At 69.1% G+C, this 18,767-nt stretch carries 22 protein-coding genes; 12 read left to right on the forward strand and 10 right to left on the reverse strand.

From position 1 onward, the window contains the following. The first annotated feature begins 133 nt into the window (after positions 1-133). Positions 134-1,153 carry an iron-containing redox enzyme family protein gene (locus ABGB19_RS09395; RefSeq protein WP_347685576.1) on the forward strand — a complete coding sequence of 340 codons (1,020 nt, stop codon included), beginning with the start codon at positions 134-136 and terminating at the stop codon, positions 1,151-1,153. Here the strand turns inward: ABGB19_RS09395 and ABGB19_RS09400 are convergent. Next, positions 1,133-1,363, reverse strand: coding sequence for a CDGSH iron-sulfur domain-containing protein (locus ABGB19_RS09400; RefSeq protein WP_347685577.1), 231 nt, complete (start codon positions 1,361-1,363; stop codon positions 1,133-1,135). The genes ABGB19_RS09395 and ABGB19_RS09400 overlap by 21 nt on opposite strands. Continuing rightward, a complete protein-coding gene (locus tag ABGB19_RS09405; protein ID WP_347685578.1) occupies positions 1,360-2,055 on the reverse strand; it encodes a HemK2/MTQ2 family protein methyltransferase in 696 nt (231 codons plus the stop codon). The genes ABGB19_RS09400 and ABGB19_RS09405 overlap by 4 nt, the downstream gene beginning before the upstream one ends. A gap of 124 nt (positions 2,056-2,179) precedes the next feature. Here ABGB19_RS09405 and ABGB19_RS09410 point away from each other — a divergent pair, with 124 nt between their 5' ends. Next, complete coding sequence (locus tag ABGB19_RS09410) at positions 2,180-2,851, forward strand: phosphodiesterase (RefSeq protein ID WP_347685579.1); 672 nt, start codon at positions 2,180-2,182, stop codon at positions 2,849-2,851. A gap of 7 nt (positions 2,852-2,858) precedes the next feature. On the opposite strand, the gene ABGB19_RS09415 is transcribed toward ABGB19_RS09410, so the two are convergent. Genes ABGB19_RS09415 through ABGB19_RS09425 form a run of 3 tightly spaced genes read right to left on the reverse strand, consistent with a single transcriptional unit; the run spans position 2,859 to position 4,521 of the window. Next, positions 2,859-3,020, reverse strand: a complete 162-nt coding sequence (locus ABGB19_RS09415; protein WP_347685580.1) for a hypothetical protein — start codon at positions 3,018-3,020, stop codon at positions 2,859-2,861. A 12-nt stretch (positions 3,021-3,032) separates the two neighbouring features. Beyond that, positions 3,033-4,019, reverse strand: coding sequence for an LLM class F420-dependent oxidoreductase (locus ABGB19_RS09420; RefSeq protein ID WP_347685581.1), 987 nt, complete (start codon positions 4,017-4,019; stop codon positions 3,033-3,035). Positions 4,020-4,056: 37 nt separating this feature from the next. After that, positions 4,057-4,521, reverse strand: coding sequence for a GatB/YqeY domain-containing protein (locus tag ABGB19_RS09425; protein WP_347685582.1), 465 nt, complete (start codon positions 4,519-4,521; stop codon positions 4,057-4,059). A gap of 84 nt (positions 4,522-4,605) precedes the next feature. Between ABGB19_RS09425 and ABGB19_RS09430 the strand changes: the two genes are divergently transcribed. The 5 genes from ABGB19_RS09430 to ABGB19_RS09450 are packed head-to-tail and all read left to right on the forward strand — an operon-like array spanning position 4,606 to position 9,949. Beyond that, positions 4,606-5,859: a hypothetical protein gene (locus ABGB19_RS09430; protein WP_347685583.1), complete on the forward strand. Its 1,254-nt coding sequence runs from the start codon at positions 4,606-4,608 to the stop codon at positions 5,857-5,859. A gap of 1 nt (position 5,860) precedes the next feature. Beyond that, positions 5,861-6,514, forward strand: coding sequence for a DUF4129 domain-containing protein (locus ABGB19_RS09435; RefSeq protein ID WP_347685584.1), 654 nt, complete (start codon positions 5,861-5,863; stop codon positions 6,512-6,514). Further along, positions 6,511-7,665 carry a DUF4350 domain-containing protein gene (locus ABGB19_RS09440; protein WP_347685585.1) on the forward strand — a complete coding sequence of 385 codons (1,155 nt, stop codon included), beginning with the start codon at positions 6,511-6,513 and terminating at the stop codon, positions 7,663-7,665. The genes ABGB19_RS09435 and ABGB19_RS09440 overlap by 4 nt, the downstream gene beginning before the upstream one ends. Then, entirely contained in the window at positions 7,662-8,624 is a 963-nt protein-coding gene (locus ABGB19_RS09445; RefSeq protein ID WP_347685586.1) for a MoxR family ATPase, read from the forward strand. The genes ABGB19_RS09440 and ABGB19_RS09445 overlap by 4 nt, the downstream gene beginning before the upstream one ends. Next, positions 8,624-9,949, forward strand: a complete 1,326-nt coding sequence (locus ABGB19_RS09450; protein ID WP_347685587.1) for a DUF58 domain-containing protein — start codon at positions 8,624-8,626, stop codon at positions 9,947-9,949. Before ABGB19_RS09445 ends, ABGB19_RS09450 begins: the two co-directional genes overlap by 1 nt. Before the next feature lie 10 nt (positions 9,950-9,959). Here the strand turns inward: ABGB19_RS09450 and ABGB19_RS09455 are convergent, their stop codons facing one another. Beyond that, positions 9,960-10,952, reverse strand: a complete 993-nt coding sequence (locus ABGB19_RS09455; RefSeq protein ID WP_347685588.1) for a stage II sporulation protein M — start codon at positions 10,950-10,952, stop codon at positions 9,960-9,962. 28 nt (positions 10,953-10,980) lie between these two features. Here ABGB19_RS09455 and ABGB19_RS09460 point away from each other — a divergent pair, with 28 nt between their 5' ends. Continuing rightward, positions 10,981-11,859, forward strand: coding sequence for an RDD family protein (locus tag ABGB19_RS09460; RefSeq protein WP_347685589.1), 879 nt, complete (start codon positions 10,981-10,983; stop codon positions 11,857-11,859). Here the strand turns inward: ABGB19_RS09460 and ABGB19_RS09465 are convergent. Continuing rightward, a complete protein-coding gene (locus tag ABGB19_RS09465; protein ID WP_347685590.1) occupies positions 11,856-13,193 on the reverse strand; it encodes a carotenoid oxygenase family protein in 1,338 nt (445 codons plus the stop codon). The genes ABGB19_RS09460 and ABGB19_RS09465 overlap by 4 nt on opposite strands. 73 nt (positions 13,194-13,266) lie before the next feature. Here ABGB19_RS09465 and ABGB19_RS09470 point away from each other — a divergent pair, with 73 nt between their 5' ends. The 3 genes from ABGB19_RS09470 (at position 13,267) to ABGB19_RS09480 (ending at position 15,077) form a co-directional block, all read left to right on the forward strand. Further along, positions 13,267-13,809, forward strand: a complete 543-nt coding sequence (locus ABGB19_RS09470; protein WP_347685591.1) for a PadR family transcriptional regulator — start codon at positions 13,267-13,269, stop codon at positions 13,807-13,809. 75 nt (positions 13,810-13,884) lie between these two features. Next, positions 13,885-14,241: a hypothetical protein gene (locus tag ABGB19_RS09475; RefSeq protein WP_347685592.1), complete on the forward strand. Its 357-nt coding sequence runs from the start codon at positions 13,885-13,887 to the stop codon at positions 14,239-14,241. A 131-nt stretch (positions 14,242-14,372) separates the two neighbouring features. After that, positions 14,373-15,077 (forward strand): PadR family transcriptional regulator, encoded by a 705-nt coding sequence (locus ABGB19_RS09480; protein ID WP_347685593.1) that lies wholly within the window; start codon positions 14,373-14,375, stop codon positions 15,075-15,077. A gap of 52 nt (positions 15,078-15,129) precedes the next feature. Here ABGB19_RS09480 and glpK read toward each other — a convergent pair whose 3' ends face one another. Further along, complete coding sequence (glpK, locus tag ABGB19_RS09485) at positions 15,130-16,692, reverse strand: glycerol kinase GlpK (RefSeq protein ID WP_347685682.1); 1,563 nt, start codon at positions 16,690-16,692, stop codon at positions 15,130-15,132. Position 16,693: 1 nt separating this feature from the next. Between glpK and ABGB19_RS09490 the strand changes: the two genes are divergently transcribed. Then, the gene (locus ABGB19_RS09490; RefSeq protein WP_347685594.1) at positions 16,694-17,452 is read left to right on the forward strand and encodes a class I SAM-dependent methyltransferase; all 759 of its coding nucleotides are present in this window, start codon (positions 16,694-16,696) and stop codon (positions 17,450-17,452) included. Here the strand turns inward: ABGB19_RS09490 and ABGB19_RS09495 are convergent. Beyond that, positions 17,428-17,565 (reverse strand): hypothetical protein, encoded by a 138-nt coding sequence (locus ABGB19_RS09495; protein ID WP_347685595.1) that lies wholly within the window; start codon positions 17,563-17,565, stop codon positions 17,428-17,430. The two genes, ABGB19_RS09490 and ABGB19_RS09495, sit on opposite strands and share 25 nt — an antisense overlap. A 28-nt stretch (positions 17,566-17,593) precedes the next feature. Continuing rightward, positions 17,594-18,757: an acyltransferase gene (locus tag ABGB19_RS09500; RefSeq protein WP_347685596.1), complete on the reverse strand. Its 1,164-nt coding sequence runs from the start codon at positions 18,755-18,757 to the stop codon at positions 17,594-17,596. Positions 18,758-18,767: the final 10 nt, after the last annotated feature.

Here is an 18,767-nt window from a genome sequence, read left to right on the forward strand (position 1 = left end):
CCATCGACATTTTCCCTCGACCCACATCGATGCAGATCTGCTACCCCGCCCGGCGCAAACCGAAACAGGGTGTTGGGTGCCGCGGCACCCCTCCATCGGTTTGACCGGCGATAACGCGGGTATCGCTGAGTGCGTGACCCTTCCGTCGACGCTAGTCGAACCTGCCCTCCCCACGGCCGTCGGGCCGTTGTCCGCCACCATCGTCGACCTGCTGCGGCGCGGGCGGCCCGCGCTGCACGTGCGGCCGATCGACGTCCCGATGTGCGAAGCCGACCCGTACGGCCTCGATCTGCAACTGGCCCTATACGTCTGCTACGAACTGCACTACCGCGGCTTCGCCGGCGTCAACCCGAAGTGGGAGTGGAACCCATCCCTGCTGCACCTGCGCGGCAGGCTCGAGGAGGCGTTCCTGAGCGCGGTGCGCCAGGACGTCGGCGAGATCGGCCCGGAGGAGGCCGCGGAAGCGGAGATGGACAAGCTGTCCGTCGAACCGGTCGACGGCGATGGCCCGTCGTATTACCTGCGGGACAAGGGCACCTTCGAGCAGATGCGCGAGTACTTCGTGCACCGCTCGGTGTACCACCTCAAGGAGGGTGATCCGCACGCGTGGGCGATCCCCCGCCTCGCCGGTCACTCCAAGGCCGCGTTCGTCGCCGTCGAATTCGACGAGTTCGGCGGCGGCCGCGGCGATCATGTGCACGCGCACCTGTTCGCGGACCTGATGGAAGCCGCGGGCCTCGATGCCTCGTATCTGGCCTATCTCGACAATGTTTCGGCCGACGCGCTGGCGTCGGTGAACCTGATGTCGCTGTTCGGCCTGCACCGCGAGCTGCGCGGCGCGACGATCGGCCACTTCGCCTCGACCGAGATCACCTCGTCTCCCGGCTCCCGCCGGCTGGTGGACGCACTCGAGCGGATGGGCGCGCCCGAGACGTGCGTGGCCTTCTACCGCGAGCACGTGGTGGCCGACGCGGTTCACGAGCAGGTGGTCCGGACCGATGTGGTCGGCGATCTGCTGGCCAGGGAACCGCATCTGGAGCGCGACGTGGTCTTCGGTATCCGGGCCCGCGACGTCGTCGAGGACCGGCTGGCCGAGCACCTGATGGAGTGCTGGACCGACAACCTCTCGTCGCTACGCCGACCGCTCGGCTGACGCCTTGGCCGGCGATTCGCGGCGCGGCCGGCACCGGTGGCTGGTGTCGCACATCGGATAGTCCTTGCTGCGCCGGCACGTGCAGATCGCGACCATGAACCGGTCGGATTCCACCACCCGACCGTCGGGCATCTCGATGCGGACCGGGCCCTGCACCATCAGCGGGCCGGACGGCACGACCCGGACAGTGCGCGGTTCGGCGTCGCTCATGGCCTGTCCGCCCGGATGACCAGCAGCTCCTCTTCGCGACGCCCGGGCTCCAGGCGACCGGTCTCCTCCAGCCACTCCGCCCGCGAGGTCAACACCGGTCCAAACGGAATCCACTGTCGTGCAACAATTTCCGCATCGAGCCCGACACTGGCCAACGCGCCGAGGGTTTCTCGCGGCCCGGCGAACTCCGACTGAACCAGCAGCAGCGTCCCGCCGTGACCGAGAAGTCGCGGCGCCGCCTCACACAGCGGGTCGAGAACCATCCGGCCGTCGTAGCCGGCGTCCCAGGCCCGGGGTGGTCCGACGTAGGCCGGCAGCGGTTCACAGTCGGCGCCCGGATCGTGCGGGACGTACGGCGGATTGCACACCACCAGGTCGAACGGCCCGAATTCAACTGCCCGGGCCCATGATCCGAGATGGACGTCGACCTTCATACCGGCCGCCGCCGCGTTGGCCCGTGCGCAGCGCACCGCACGCGGGCAGATGTCGAGCGCCGTCACCGATGCGGCGCCCTGCTCGGCGGCGCCGACGGCGACGACTCCGCTGCCGGTGCACAGGTCGACGACGTGGCGCTCGCGCGCCAACGCAGTGGCCTCCATGACGTCGATGAGCAGTCGCGAATCTTCCTGCGGAACATAAACGCCCTCGGCCGCAACCAGCGGATCACGGACGTCGGTGTATGCGGTCGTCACATCGGCCTCTCGACAGGTCTCTTCGCTGCGGCGACGCAGCACTGCCGTGAATTAATGCCCGGTATCGGCCCGGTTAAACGTCGCCGGTCGTTTCACGAGGCGACCGCGCGGCTATCCCTGGGTGGTGCAAGCATCCGACATCGCCGCACTGCCCATTCGGCTGGGCTCGGCCATTCGCCAGCGCAGGATCTTCCATCCCGCGGGGGTGATGGCCGAAGGTCTCCTCGAGCGCGTCGCGCCCGAGGGTGAGGGCTTGCCGATGAACTCCTGTGACGTGATCGCGCGGGTCTCGAAGGGCATCGGCCTGCCTGGTGCCACCCCCGATATCGCGGGCCTGGCGTGGCGCATTCCGCCGCCGCCGGATCTGCGCTCGTGCAGTCCGTGGGATGTGCTGCTGGCGACGACGTTCGCGGGCAATCGGGTCGCGCTGGCGCCCGCCGCGTCCTGGACCGGGGCCACGTTCTCCAGCCTGATGCCGTTGCGCTTCCACGGCGGGGTGTGGTGGGTGCGGGCCCGGTTGGCCTCGCAGATCGATGCGCCGGGCTTGTCGCTCGACGTCGTTGAGCGCCAGATCGATTCGGACGGACTGACTTTCACCATCGAGCAAGCACCCGGGACCGGCCATTTCCAACCGTTGGCGCGGTTGACTCTGCGGCATATCGATCCCAGTTGCGACGACATCGCGTTCGACCCGGCCCTGCACAGCGACCCCGAGGTCGAGCTGGCACCCCGCTGGCTCGGCGACTTCCGGCGCGCCGCCTACAAGCGCAGCAGGCAGGGCCGCGACGCCCGGTGACGGTGGCTCAGGCGGTCGGTTCGCCGCCCGACTCGGCGACATCCGGGGCGTTCTCCCGCGTCGCCATGCCGCCGTCGCCGCCTTCGTCGGTCGGACCGGTGCGTTGCGCCTTGCGCTCGTCGCGCTCGTCGGCGTCGTTGTCGTCGTAGATACCCTTGCCCGTTGGCATGACGGATCCTTTCTAGCGCGCGGCAGAGCGCAGTTTGTCCAGCAGGGGCGCAGCCGCTTCCTTGAGGAACAACTCCTGGCCCTCGTCACCGATCTGCACCAGCGCGATATCGGTGAACCCGGCTTCCCAGTACTTGCCGACGGCCTCGACGATCGCGTCGAGATCCGGCCCGCACGGGATGGATTCGGCAACGTCCTCGGGTCGCACGTACTGCGTCGCGCCGTCGAATCCCGCGGTCGTCGGCAGGTCGGAGTTGACCGCCCATCCGCCGCTGAACCAGCGGAACTGGTCATGGGCGCGTCGGACGGCCGCGTCGCGGTCCGGATCCCAGCAGATCGGGATCTGCCCGACGACGCGCACATCGCCGGGCAGGCCGGTGGCCCGCCTGGCTTCGTGCCACGAGTCGACGAGATCCTTGTTCGGCTCGACGGCGATCAGGTGATCGGAGATCGGCGCGAACGTCTCGACCGACCGCTCACCGGAGACGGCGGTGGCAATGCCGACCGGCGTCTCCGGGATGTCCCACAGCCGGGCCGAGTCCACCTCGAAGTACTCGCCCTTCCAGTCGACCAGCTCACCGTCGAAGAGTTCGCGGATGATCTGGATGGCCTCGCGCAGCATGTCCTGGCGCCGCCCCACCGTGGGCCAGCGCTTGCCGACGACGTGTTCGTTGAGGTTCTCACCGCTGCCGAGGCCGAGCGTGAACCGGCCGTCGGCGAGGATCTGCAGGGTCGCGGCCTTCTGCGCGACGACGGCGGGGTGATAGCGCATGGTCGGGCAGGTGACGTAGGTGAACAGCTCGACCCGCTCGGTGGCATGCGCGACGGCGCCCAGCACGGACCAGGCATAGGGAGCATGTCCCTGTGCCGACAACCACGGGAAGTAGTGATCGGACGAGACTTCGAAGTCGAACCCCTCGCGCTCCGCCGAAACCGCATAGCGCACAAGGTCTTTGGGTCCGCTCTGCTCGGTCATGAGGGTGTAGCCGAAACGCGTCATGACCTCTGGGTACCCCAGCCCCACGCGGCGAAAACGGCTACAACCTGGACTTGACGGCCGCCGAAAGCCGCGCGCCGTCGGCCTTCCCCGCGGCGATGGCGGTCGCGGCCTTCATCACCTGGCCCATGTGCTTCGTGCCTGGCCGTTCGCCGATCGCCTCGGCGACCTGCGCGATCGCCGTATCGGCCACGTCGGCGACCTCGGCCTCGGTCAGCGGTGTGGGCAGGTACTCATCGATGATCCGCGCCTCGGCGTGCTCGTTGGCCGCCAGTTCCCCTCGGCCGTTCTGTGTGTAGATCTCGGCGGCTTCGCCACGCTTCTTGGACTCCTTTGCCAGCACTTTGAGCACTTCGGCATCGTCGAGATCGCGCGAGGCCTTGCCGGATACCTCTTCGTTGCGGATCGCGGTCAACAGCATGCGCAGCGTCGCGGTGCGCAGTTTGTCCTGGGCCTTCATCGCGGTCGTCAGGTCGTGCCGCAACCGCTCGGTGAGTTCCGCCATGGGGCCAAAGCTACGCCGCGGGCGGCCGGCGCGGTCGCGGAGACGACGTTGTCAATCTGCCCGGTGATCGACAGGATGGTGGCCATGAGCACCGACGCCGGCGGGTCAGGGATGACCGGACCACCGCCGCCGGGCTACCCGCCCTCCGGCTACCCGCCCTCGGGCTATCCGCCGCCGGGCTACCCGCCTGCCGGATTCGCACCACCGCCCGCATACGCGCCGCCGGGGTACGGACCGCCACCCGGCTACGGACCCCCACCCGGGTACGGACCCCCACCCGGGTACGGACCCCCACCCGGGTACGGACCCCCACCCGGGTACGGACCACCACCGGGCTGGGGCATGCCCGGCTACGGCCCGCCGACACTGAAACCGGGCGTCATCCCGCTGCGTCCACTGAGCCTGGCCGACATCTTCAACGGTGCGGTCTCCTACATCCGCGCCAATCCGAAGGCCACTCTCGGGCTGACCACCGTGGTGGTCGTCATCACCCAGCTCGTCGCGCTGATCCTGTCGGTCGGACCGCTCGCGGTGTCCGGCCAGTTCACGCCCACGCTGACCGGTGAGGAGGTGCCGACCGGCGTGCTGCTCGGCTCGTCGGTCTCGAGCTTCGCGGGCTCGATTGCCACCGGGCTGGCGTCGATACTGCTCAGCGGAATGCTCACCGTCGTGGTGGGCAGGTCCGTCTTCGGCGCCGGGATCACCATCCGCGAAGCGTGGCAACGACTTCGGCCGCGGTTCTGGGCGCTGATCGCGTTCTCGGTGCTCGAGGTGCTCGGCGCGGGCGTGCTGATCGCCGTGGTCGCCGGCCTGATCTTCTGGATCGCCGTCGCGGCCGGCGGTGCCGCCGCGGTCGTCATCGGCATCCCCCTGGTGCTGGCCCTGCTCGCGGCGCTGGTGTACCTGGCGACGATGCTGACGTACACCCCGGCGATCATCGTGCTCGAGCGCCTCGACATCGTCGCGGCCGTTCAGCGGTCGTTCAAGCTCATCAAGAAGGACTTCTGGCGCGTCCTGGGCATCCGACTGCTGTCGGTGATCGTCGCGCAATTGATTGCGAGCGCGGTGGCCATCCCGTTCAGCATCAGCGGCCAGTTCATCCTGATGTCGGCGTCGTCGACGGCGGCCGCACTGCTCGCGCTGATCCTGATCACCACCGGCGGCGCGATCGCCCAGGTCATCACCTCGCCGTTCACCGCGGGCGTGGTGGTGCTGCAGTACACCGACGGCCGAATCCGCGGCGAAGCGTTCGACCTGGTGTTGCAGACCGGTGCCGGATTCGGTCCGTCCGCTCCCTCTGATTCAACCGACCACCTGTGGCTGACCCGCCAACACTGACGTGCCGACGATAGACATCGACAGCGATGCCGCCCATGACGCTGCGCAACGCGAACTGTCGAAACCGATCTATCCCAAGGCTTCGCTGAAAGACCGCCTCGTCGACCGGCTCGGCGACCTGCTGTACCGGGTGATCGAGGAGGGCGCGTCGGTGCCGGGCGGCTGGTTGACCATCTCGGTGCTACTGATCCTGCTGGTGATCGCCCTGATCGTCGCGGTCCGGGTCGCGCGGCGCACCCTGCGAACCAACCGGGGCCGCGATGCCGCGCTGTTCGGCGCCCACGACCGCAGCGCGGCCGAGCATCGCGCCGCGGCCGAACGGAGTGCCGCATCGGGTGAGTGGGCCGCCGCGATCCGGCACCGGCTGCGGGCCGTCGCCAGACAACTGGAGGAGTCGGGCGTCCTCGACCCGGTTCCCGGCCGCACGGCCACCGAACTCGCGCGCGACGCCGGCCGGGTCCTGCCCGAACTCCAGAGCGAATTATCCTCGGCGGCAATTGCTTTCAACGACGTCACCTACGGCGAGCGACCCGGCACCGAGGCGGCGTACCGGATGATCGCCGAGCTCGACGAGCACCTCGGGTCACGGCCCCGGACAGCCGCGGTGACGGCGGCGCCCGGCGGATCGACCGATGGTTGGGCGCAGGTCCGATGACGACGCGCTCAGTCTCCTCGGCCGTCGGGCCCACGCTGCGGCAGCGGTGGCGCGGTGCCCGCTGGGTTCTGCTCGCGCTGGTGGTGATCGTCGGCCTCGCGGCGCTGAGCGCGTACCTGACCGCGCCGCGTCCCGGCGGCCGGATGGACCCGACGTCGACGTCGCCGGACGGCGCGCGGGCCTTGGTCACGTTGGTGCGCGAGCAGGGCGTGGACGTCGTCGAGGCCCCCGACGTCGCGGCGGTCGAGGCGGCCGCGCGGCCCGATGCCTTGATCGTGGTCGTGCAGACCTACCACCTGGTCGACGAGGAGCTGCTCGGGCGACTGGCCGCGCTGCCGGGCGACCGGCTCCTCGTGGAGCCGATGTCGCGGACCCGGGAAGCCCTGGCGCCGGGAATCGAGTCGGCCGGCAGCACGTCGCTCGGCAGCGGCCGACGGCCGGCCTGTGACCTGCGCGAGGCGACGCGCGCGGGGGCGGTGAAGCTCGACATGAGCGCGGCGTACGAAGCGTCCGGTGACATCCCGGTGACACGCTGCTACGACGGTGCGCTGGTCCGGTACATCGCCGGCGGACGCCGGGTCACCGTCGTCGGCAGCTCCGAGTTCATGGCCAACGACGCGCTGCTCGACGAGGGCAACGCCGCTCTCGCCATGAACCTCACCGGCACCAACCCCCGGATGATCTGGTTCGCCCCGCAGTTCACCGAAGGTGAGTCCAGCGGCGGCGCAACGCTGTTCGAGCTCATCCCGGATCAGGTGTGGTGGATCCTGTGGCAGCTCGTCCTGGTGGTCGCGCTGCTGGCGGTGTCGAAGGCGCGCCGCGTGGGTCCGCTTGTCGCCGAACGGCTGCCCGTCGTGGTGCGCGCCTCCGAAACCGTCGAAGGACGCGGACGGTTGTACCGCTCGCGGCGGGCCCGTGACCGCGCGGCCGACGCACTGCGCACCGCCGCACTGCAGCGGATCGTGCCGCGACTGGGTCTGGGTCGCAACGCCGACCCGACGGCCGTCGCACACGGGGTCGCGTTCCTCTGCGGGACAGCGCCGCAGTCGGCGATGCGCACGCTGTTCGGTCCGCCGCCCGGCGACGACGCCGAACTGGTCAACCTCGCGCGCGAACTCGACGACATCGAAAGGCAGGTCGCACACTCGTGACTCAGTCAGGCGAACAGGATTCGGCCCGGGAGGCATTGCTCGCGCTGCGCGCCGAGATCGGCAAGGCCGTCGTGGGCCAGGACGCGGTCGTCAGCGGGCTGGTGATCGCGCTGCTGTGCCGCGGCCACGTGCTGCTGGAGGGAGTCCCGGGAGTCGCCAAGACCCTGCTGGTGCGCACGCTGGCCGCCGCGCTGCAGCTCGACTTCAAGCGCTTGCAGTTCACCCCGGACCTGATGCCCGGTGATGTCACCGGCTCACTCGTATACGACGCCCGCACAGCGGAGTTCGAGTTCCGCTCCGGGCCGGTGTTCACCAACCTGCTGCTCGCGGACGAGATCAACCGCACCCCGCCCAAGACCCAGGCCGCGCTGCTGGAGGCCATGGAGGAACGGCAGGTCAGCGTCGAGGGCGAACCGCGGCTTCTTCCCGATCCGTTCATCGTCGCCGCGACCCAGAATCCGATCGAGTACGAGGGCACCTATCAGCTGCCCGAGGCGCAGCTGGACCGGTTCCTGCTCAAGCTTCACGTGCAGTTGCCGACTCGTCAGCAGGAGGTCGCGATCCTGGACCGGCACGCAGGTGGCTTCGATCCGCGGGATCTGTCCGCCGTGCGACCCGTCGCGGGTGCCGCCGAACTCGCCGCCGGGCGAGAGGCGGTGCGGCGCGTGCTGGTCGCCGACGAGGTGCTCGGTTACATCGTCGACATCGCCGCGGCGACAAGGAATTCGCCGTCGCTGCAACTGGGCGTGTCCCCGCGCGGGGCGACGGCGCTACTCGGCACCGCGCGGACGTGGGCGTGGCTGTCGGGCCGCAACTACGTCACTCCCGACGACGTCAAGGCGATGGCCCGTCCGACGCTGCGCCATCGGGTGCAGCTACGCCCGGAGGCAGAGCTGGAAGGCGCCAGTCCCGACGGGGTTCTCGAGGGGATCCTCGCGTCCGTTCCGGTGCCGCGGTAGTGATCCTCACCGGACGGACCGGCCTGGTCGCACTGCTCTGCGTCCTGCCGATCGCGTTCTCCCCCTTGCCGGCAGTCACTTTCGTCGTGCTGCTGGCGGCACTGCTCGCCGTCGTGGCCGTCGACGCCGCGCTGGCGGGCAACGCCCGCCGCGTCGAGTTCGACCGATCCGGGGACACCACCGCGCGGCTGGGCCAACAGGTCGACGCTGTGCTGCTCGCCCGCAACACCGGCGGTCGTCGCCTGCGCGGCGTCATCCGCGACGCCTGGGCGCCGAGCGCGCGGGCCGAGCCGCGCCTTCATCCGGTCAAACTGTCTGCCGGACAACAGGTCGGGCTGATCACGACGCTGCGGCCGGTCCGTCGCGGAGATCAGCAGTCGGCCCTGGTGACCGTCCGGTCCGTCGGGCCGCTCGGACTGGCGGGCAGGCAGAGCTCGCACCGCGTGCCCTGGGAGATCCGGATCCTGCCGCCGTTTCTGTCGCGCAAGCACCTGCCGTCGCGGCTGGCCAAACTGCGTGAGCTGGAGGGCAATACGCCGGTGTTGATCCGTGGTCAGGGCACCGAGTTCGACTCGCTGCGCGAGTACGTCGTCGGCGACGACGTCAGGTCGATCGACTGGCGGGCCAGCGCCAGGCGCGCCGACGTCGTCGTCCGGACCTGGCGGCCCGAGCGGGATCAGCGGGTGGTGATCGTGCTCGACACCGGCCGCACGTCGGCGGGCCGGGTGGGCGTCGACCCCACCCAAGCGAACGACCCGTCGGGCTGGCCGCGGCTGGACTGGTCGATGGATGCGGCGCTGCTGCTGGCCGCACTGGCGTCGCGCGCAGGCGACCACGTCGACTTCCTCGCCCACGACCGGGTGACGCGGGCCGCGGTGTTCAACGCCACGCGCACCGAACTGCTGGCGCAACTGGTGGAGGCGATGGCGCCGATCGAGCCGGCCCTGCTCGAATCCGATGCCCGCGCCATGGTCGCCGCCGTCGGCCGCCGGGTGCGCAGGCGCGCGCTGGTCGTACTGCTCACCGACCTCAACGCGTCATCGCTCGACGAGGGTTTGATGGCGGTGCTTCCGCAGCTGTCGACCCGGCACGAGGTGATGCTGGCCGCGGTCGCCGATCCGCGCGTCGAGTCGCTGGCCGCCGGTCGCGCCGACGCCGCGCAGGTCTACGACGCCGCGGCGGCCGAGCGGGCGCGCAACGAACGGCGGGCCATGGCGGCGCGACTGCGGCGCAGCAGCGTCGACGTCGTCGATGCGCCGCCCGAGGAGCTGGCCCCGGCGCTGGCCGACCATTATCTGACCATGAAGGCCACCGGCCGGCTCTAGCCGGTCCGCCCTAGCCGGTCGGTACGACGTCGGGTGCGTCCTCGACATCGCCGGTCTCCCTCGCCCGGTCGGCCCTGCGGCCGAAGTGGACGATGTACGCCAGGAACGCGATCTCGGCGGCCACGCCGATCGCGATGCGGGCCGCGGTGGGCAGCGGCGACGGCGTCACGAGCGCTTCGATGAGACCGGCCACCAACAGCATCACCACGAGTCCGCCCGCCACCGCCCCGATCGCGCGGCCCTGTTCGGCGAGTACCTGCCCCCGCGGACGGTTGCCCGGCGAGATGACCGTCCAGCCCAGCCGCATCCCCGCCGCCGCGGCCAAGAAGACGGCCGTGAGCTCCAGAAGCCCGTGCGGGGTGAGCAGGCCGAGGAACATGTCGCCCTTGCCGGCTCCGAACATCAGGCCGCCGATCACGCCGAGGTTGGCGGCGTTCTGAAACAGCACGTAGGGGATCGGGATACCGAGCAGGATCGCAAACGCCAGGCACTGCAACGAAACCCACGAGTTGTTCACCCACACCTGCAAAGCGAACGACGCGGCCGGGTGCTCGCTGTAATAGTCGGCGAAATCGTTGTTGATCAATTGCTCTATCTCGCTTGGCGTTCCGACCGTCGCGCGCACCTCGGGGCTGCCCGACACCCACAGGGCGATCAGGGCCGAGACGACCAGGAACGCGACGGCCGTCGCCAGCCACCACCGCCCCGCCCGGTAGGCGACCACCGGGAACGACACCGTCCAGAACCGGACGAACTCGCGCCACAGCGGCGCGTGGGCACCCGTCACCGCGGAGCGCGCCTGCGCCACCAGCCCCGACAGGCGCCCGACGAGCACCGAGTCGGCGGACGCGGTCCGCACCATCGACAGGTGCGTCGAGACCCGTTGATAGAGATCGACGAGTTCGTCGACCTCGGCGCCGGTGAGGTTCCGCCGCCGCTTGACCAGCTGCTCGAGCCGGTCCCACGTCGGGCGGTGCGCCAGCACGAACGCGTCGACATCCACCTGCGCAATCCTAGTAGCGTGGGCGGGTATGGTCGGCCCGCAAGAACCCGTCGTCACCGGGGACGCGGTGATTCTAAACGTTCAGATCGCCCAGTTACCGATCCGTGCGGTGGCCGCGATCATCGACATCACCGTCGTCGCGCTGCTCTACCTCATCGGGGTGCTGCTGTGGGCCGTCACGCTGCTGGACTTCGACCCGGCGCTGTCGGGTGCCGTGCTGATCATCTTCACCGTGCTCACCCTCGTCGGTTATCCGTTGGTGTTCGAGACCACGACGCGCGGCCGGTCGCTGGGCAAGATCGCGTTGGGTCTGCGAGTGGTGTCCGAGGACGGCGGCCCGGAGCGGTTCCGGCAAGCGCTCTTTCGCGCGCTCGCCGGCGTCATCGAGATCTGGATGCTCAGCGGCGGGCCTGCGGTCATCTGCAGCCTGCTGTCGTCGAAGGGCAAGCGCATCGGTGATATCTTCGCCGGCACGATGGTGATCAGCGAGCGCGCGCCGCGGATGACCCCGCCGCCGCCGATGCCGCCCCACCTCGCGTGGTGGGCGTCGTCGCTGCAGCTGTCGGGGCTGCGTCCCGAACAGGCCGAGTTGGCCCGCCAATTCCTCAGCCGCGCCTCGCAATTGGATCCCGTGGTGCGCGACCAGATGGCCTACCGGATCACCAGCGACGTCGTGGCGCAGATCTCGCCGCCACCGCCACCGGGCACACCCGCGCAGCTCGTGCTGGCCGCCGTGCTCGCCGAGCGGCACCGGCGCGAACTCGCGCGCCTGCAGGTCGCGCAGCCGCCGATACCGCCGCAGTGGCCGGCGCCTGCGCAGCCATCGGCGTCCTACCCGGCCCCGGCCGCTGCGCCGCAGCCGGTTCCGCCACCTCCGCAATCCGGCGGCTTCACGCCACCGGGCTAGCCGGCGATCCAGTTGCCGTGGAAGCCGTACGGAACGCGCTGCGGCAGCTGGATTCTCGCGACGGGGGGACCCGTGAAGTCGGAGGCGTCGATGACGACCAGGTCGCTGCCGTCGCGCACGGGATCGTAGACGTAGCCGAGGTACCAGCCGCTGCTCTCGTCCGCGGGTCCCGACGTCGACGGGACGAACACCGCCTCGCCCGGGCCGCCGGGAGCCTCCGGCGATCCGAACGCATGCTCCACCCCGTCGCCGGTCGTCAGGTCGTAGCGCACCAGTCGCCCGTCGCCGACCGAGACCGCGTACCGGGCGGGCAGCGTTGCGAGCCGGTCGTCGATGCGCGGGAACTCCACCGCGCGGTCGTCGAGCTGGCGTTGGGACACCGTGCCGGTCGTCAGGTCGATGATCCAGGACCACAGCACGCCGTCCGCGTCGAATCCGCCGGTGCCGCGCCACAGTTCCGGGTACCGGATTGCCTGCAGAACAATAGAATCGCCGTCGTCGTAGGCGTTTGCGACGTGGAAGACGTAACACGGGTCGATGTCGAACCACGTGACGGCGCCGAACGGGTCGTCGCGGCGCAGCACCCCGAGCCGGGCGCCGTAGTCGTCGTCCCAGCGGTACGGCATGTCACCCTCACCGCTGAGCGCGGCGTCGAGGTTGAACACGATCGGCAGGTCCATGAAGATGACATGCTCTGCGGTCAGCGCGAAGTCGTGCATCATCGTCAGCGCGGGGACGTCGAGCGGACGGTTGATGGTCAGCTCGCCGTTCGAGTCGGCGCGGTGATAGGTGACATGCGGGGTGAAGATGTTGCCGTACCCGAAGAAATGGAGTTCACCGGTGGTCGGGCAGATCTTCGGGTGTGCGGTCATCGAGTCGACCAGCTTGCCGCCGAAGTCGTAGGCACCCAAGGTTTCCAGGTCGTTGGTGATCTCGTAGGGCAGTGACGACTCGACGAGCGCGAGCGTCTTTCCCGCGTGGTTGACGATGTGGGTGTTGGCGACACTGGACCGCAGGTTGCGGGTCCCGTCGGCGTTGTAGACGGGGAAGTCGGAGACGAAGCTGTCGGTGCGCACCCACCGGTTGCGGTACCACTTCGCGCGGCCGCCCTCAATGCGGACGCCGTGGATCATGCCGTCGCCGGTGAACCAGTGTGCGGTCGCCTGACGCGGGTTCGGCCCGTTGCGCAGATACCAGCCGTCGATCTCGGGCGGGATCGCGCCATCCACGGGAAGGTCGTACTCGGTCAACTCGTCCGCGACGGGCGCGTAGTTGCCGCGCAGGTGGAATGCGCCGGTGCCGAAGAGTGCTGAGGCGTCCGAAGTCTCGGTCATGGGGGTCTCCTTGTGTTCGACATTCCGACTCTGACATGTCGATCATGACATGTCAATGGTGTATGGTCTGTCCATGAGCTTGCGGATTGCGGCGCTGGGGCTTCTGGCTCAACATCCCGCGAGCGGGTACGACCTGCTGCGAGTCTTCGAGAAGTCGATGGCCAACGTCTGGCCCGCCACGCAGAGCCAGCTCTACGGCGAGCTGAACAAGCTGGCCGACAACGGGCTGATCGAGGTGGCCGACATCGGGCCGCGCGGCCGCAAGGAGTACCGCATCACCGACGCCGGACGCGCCGAGCTGCGCCGGTGGATCACCAGCCCGCAGGACGACCCACCGTTTCGCAGCGCCGGCCTGCTTCGCGTCTTCCTGCTGGGCGAGATACCGCGCACGCAGGCCCGGGCGCACCTCGTGGCGATGGCCGAGCACGCCGACACCGAGGTCGAACGCCTGACGGCACTGCGGGATTCGATCGAATGGGGCGACGACGACGGCACGTTCTACGGGCTGGCGGCGCTGGACTACGGCCTGCGGTCGAACGTGATGCAGGCCGAGTGGGCACGCTCGGTGATCGACGGGATCGACGCGCGTGCCGATCCCGTCGGGGAAAAACCGTAAGAGCCCGCGCAGGCGCGCACTCCTACCCGTGAGAGCGGCCCACCGGGGGTCGCGACCATGAGAAGGAGTTCCACCATGAAGCGCAGCCTCAAGAAGTCCGTCGTCGCCGGCCTCGGCACGACCGCGGCCGCCGCGGCGCTGTTCGCGGGTGCCGGCAGCGCGCATGCGTTCACCTGGGTCAACACGAACACCGACGCGCTCGGCGTCACCGTTCACGTCATGTCCTTCGGCGGCCCGGCCAGCAGTGGGTGGTGCACCTACACCGCGATTCCGAACGGACCCGGCGTGCCGGTCTACGGCGTCCCCTTCTATCTGCAAGAGAACGGCACCCACAACCTCTGGTTCCCCGGTATCCAAACGGGCACGACCTGGGACGTCGACGTTTCCTGCCAGAACGGTGTGAACAGCGCAACGCAGCAGGTCGTCTACTGAACGTCCGTGTCGGTGTGGGTTCCGCGCCGTCGAGGCCCATCGTCGCCGGGCGTTGCATCACGATAGTTTCCGATATATCGTCAACGTATCGGAAACGCGATCGGGCGTTTCCTCCCGATGCAAGGACACAGATGACCAACCCATTCACGCCGCCACCCGGCGGCTTCGGCTTCACCCCACTCGATCGCCGCGCCCTGCACCAGCAGCGGCGTCATGCGCGGCGCGAGTTCCGCGAGAACCTGCGCGAGCAGATGCGCCAGCACGACGCCGGTCCCGGCCCCGGCTTTCCGGGCTTCGGGCCCGGTCGCGGCGGCTTCGAGTTCGGCTTCGATCCGCGCGGCGGCTTCGGTTTCGGCCCTGGCGGACCGCGCGGGGGTCGACGTGGCGGTCGCGGACGTGGCCGTCGCGGAGACGTGCGCACTGCCATCCTCAAGCTCCTCGCCGACCGGCCGATGCATGGCTACGAGATGATCCAGGAGATCGCCGAGCGCAGCCAGAACCTGTGGCGACCCAGCCCCGGATCGGTGTATCCAACGCTGCAGCTGCTGGTCGATGAGGGCTTGATCGCCGGAACCGAAAGTGCCGGCAGCAAGAAGCTTTTCGAGCTCACCGACGACGGTCGCGCCGCCGCGGAGAAGATCGAGACGCCGCCGTGGGAGGAGATCGCCGACGGTGTCGAGCCGGGCCATGTCAACCTGCGCAGTGCCGTCGCCCAGTTGATGGGCGCCGTCGCGCAGTCCGCCTACGCCGCCAACGACGAGCAGCAGCAGCGGATCGTCGACATCGTCAACAACGCGCGCCGCGAGATCTACGGCATCCTCGGCGAGTCCGACTAGGCGGTCGGCACCGGAATAAGTCCGGCGGTGAGCGCCGGTCGCGGTGCACAGATCACTCGACGTCGACCCAGTCGAGCGTGCGCTCGACCGCCTTGCGCCAACCCGCGTAGGCCGCTTCGCGCTGATCCTCGCTCCACGACGGCGTCCAGCGCTTGTCCTCCTGCCAGTTCGAGCGCAGGTCGTCCGGGTTCTCCCAGAACCCGACCGCCAGACCGGCCGCGTACGCGGCACCGAGCGCCGTCGTCTCGGCCACCACCGGCTTGACGACGTCGACGCCGAGCACGTCGGCCTGGATCTGCATGCACAGGTCGTTGGCGGTGATGCCGCCGTCGACCTTGAGCACTTCCAGGTGCACGCCGGAGTCGGCCTCCATCGCGTCGACGACATCGCGGCTCTGATAGCAGATCGCCTCGAGCGTCGCGCGGGCGATGTGGGCGTTGGTGTTGAACCGCGACAACCCGACGATCGCGCCGCGGGCATCCGAACGCCAGTACGGCGCAAAGAGTCCGGAGAACGCGGGCACGAAGTACACACCGCCGTTGTCGGAGACCTCACGTGCGAGCGGTTCGCTGTGCGCGGCGTCGCGGATGATGCCCAGCTGGTCGCGCAACCACTGCACCGCCGATCCGGTTACCGCGATCGAACCCTCGAGCGCGTAAACAGGTTTCGCCTCCCCGAACTGATAGCACACCGTGGTGAGCAACCCGTTCTCCGAGCGCACGATCTTCTCGCCGGTGTTGAGCAGCAGGAAATTGCCTGTGCCGTAGGTGTTCTTGGCCTCGCCCGCGTCCAGGCAGACCTGCCCCACCATGGCCGCCTGCTGGTCGCCGAGGATGCCGGTCAGCGGTACCTCACCGCCGGCCGGCCCGTCGGCGAGCGTGACGCCGTAGGGCTGCGGGCAGGACGACGGCCGGATCTCGGGCAGCATCTGACGCGGAATGCCGAAGAACGACAACAACTCGTCGTCCCAGTCCAGCGTCTCCAGGTTCATCAGCATGGTCCGGCTGGCATTGGTCACGTCGGTGACGTGCACACCACCACGCGGCCCACCGGTGAGATTCCACAGCACCCAGGTGTCGGACGTGCCGAAGATCGCGTCGCCGTTCTCGGCGTCGCGGCGCACCCCGTCGACGTTGTCGAGGATCCACTGCACCTTGCCGCCGGAGAAGTACGTCGCCGGAGGCAGTCCCGCCTTGCTGCGGATCACGTCGCCGCGGCCGTCGCGGTCCAGCGCCGAGGCGATGCGGTCGGTGCGGGTGTCCTGCCAGACGATCGCGTTGTAGTAGGGCCTGCCGGTCCTGCGGTTCCATACCAGCGCCGTCTCACGCTGGTTGGTGATGCCCAGCGCCGCGAGGTCCGCGGCGGACAGGTTCGTCTTGTTGAGCGCCGACATCAGCACCGACGCGGTGCGTTCCCAGATCTCGACGGGGTTGTGTTCCACCCAGCCGGCCTTGGGCAGTATCTGCTCGTGTCCGAGCTGGTGGCGGCCGACCTCCGCGCCGCCGTGGTCGAAGATCATGCATCGGGTACTCGTCGTGCCCTGGTCGATCGCGGCTACGAACTCGCGGTCCTCGGCCAACCCTGCTCCCTTCGGTGACGGCGCTCCGTCGTCCATCATGGACTACATGGCAGAGCCGCTCACCGACATTGACCGCATGCCCCGCGGCGGGCCGGACGCGTCATGCCTGGATCGGATGCTGCGCACGGATCGACGGGAATACCTCGATCGCGACGACGTCGACGACTCGATAAAGCGCAGCGTCATCCGGGCACTGGAGTGGACCGGCGAGTTCTTCGGCAACACCGAGAGATTCGCGACGATCACCCTCGACACGGTCGCCGACGTGCCCGACCCGAGGATCCTCGAGCTCGGCGCCGGCCACGGGGGGTTGTCGCGCAAGCTGCTCGAGTGGCATCCCACCGCACGCCTCACCGTGACCGATGTCGGGGACGAAACCGTCACGGCGATGGCCGAGAGCGATCTCGGTTCGCACCCGCGGGCGACGGTGCGGCGCATGGACGCCACGGCGATCGACGCCGCCGACGGCGAGTTCGACCTCGCGGTGTTCGTGCTGTCGTTTCACCACCTACCGCCGTCGGCGGCATCCCGGGTGTTCGCCGAGGGCACCCGCGTGGCGGACACGCTGCTCATCATCGACCTGCCGCGGCCGCCGGCGCCGCTGCATCTGCTGCGGCTGGCGACGATGCTGCCGCTCGCGCCGGTGATTCCGTTCGCGCACGACGGCGTGATCAGCTCGTTGCGCGCCTACAGCCCGTCCGCGCTTCGCGCGCTGGCCGCGCACGCCGATCCGCGAATCGGCCTCGAGTTGCGCGGCGGGCCGATCAGCCCTCAGGTGGTGGTGGCCCGCCGCTGACGCTCGACGGCGCGCCACACCGACGGCCAACGCTCCTGGCCGTACTCGATGAGGGCATCGAGCACGTCGTACAGCGCCGGATGCCGCGCGATGAGCGCGCCGATCAGCTTCACTCGATCTTGATACCCGCTTGAATGCGGCTCAAACCGCGACGCGTTCGACGCGGCGGGCGGGCCGGGTCAGCCGATGCAGAAGCCAGGCGACCGGAATCGTGAGCGCCAGCGTCACGACGAACAGCACCACCACCGAGCCGGTGTACACCGGCCAGCGCAGCACCGACACCATCGCGATCTCCATCACGAGCACGTGCAGAAGAAAGATCTCGTAAGAGATCTCACCCAGCCACACCATCGGCCTGCTCCCCAGCAACCGGGAGTACCAACCGGTGTCCCCGAGGGCCAACGGCGCGACGACCAGCGTCGCGATCGCCGCGAAGCACACCACCTTGACCACATCCTGGGCCAAATTGAGCGCGGGAGCGTCGATCTCGCCCGCGATCGGAGTTGCCACCACGAGGTACACGATGACCCCGACGGGAACGGCCGCGACCGCGTAACACCGAATACCGCTGGCCGCCAACACCGCAAGAGTCATGCCGCCGACGAACCACACCAGATAGTGCGGCAGCCACAGGCCGGCGCCGTCCGGCAGCCAATCGGTGGTATGTAGGACCACCAGCCACAGCGGACTCAGCGCACCCAGTACGGCGAGCCCGGCCAACAGCACACCCGTTCGCCACCGGCGGCGGCACAGCACGACCAGCAACAGGTACGCGAGCCCAGGTAACGCGGCGTAGAACGCCACTTCGACCGCCAGGCTCCACATCTGGGTCAGGCCCTGGTGCGTGTAGAGGGTGAGATAGTTCTCGCTGTAGATCTGCGTCAGCGTGAGGTTTCGCAGCAAGCCCGACCAGGTGTGGCCCGGGTTTGGGCTGATGTCACGGAACTCGTACAGGACGAAGGCCAGCAGCACCGTCACGATGTAGGCCGGCATGATGCGCCGGAACCGACTGCGGGCATACCGGCGCAGCGCCGGCGGCGCGGTTCCCTCGGCGGCCGCCCGCACCCACGCGCCGAACAGCAGTAAGCCCGACAACACGAAGAAGATCGCGACACCGATTTCCATGCGTGCGAAGACGAGTCCGAGGTAGCCGCGGTTGTACGCGCCGGTGCCGTACGCAGCGTGCGTGGCCATCACGAGCAACGCGGCGACGGCTCGGATACCCGTGAGCGACGCGACCCGGTCAACCGTCGAAACCTGTTCGAGTCCACCCTGGTCCACGTCGCCCGGCCATGGCGCTGACACTGAGTCAGTA

Origin of the sequence: Mycobacterium sp. B14F4, assembly GCF_039871645.1 — a bacterium.
In the GTDB taxonomy this organism is placed as follows: Bacteria; Actinomycetota; Actinomycetes; order Mycobacteriales; family Mycobacteriaceae; genus Mycobacterium.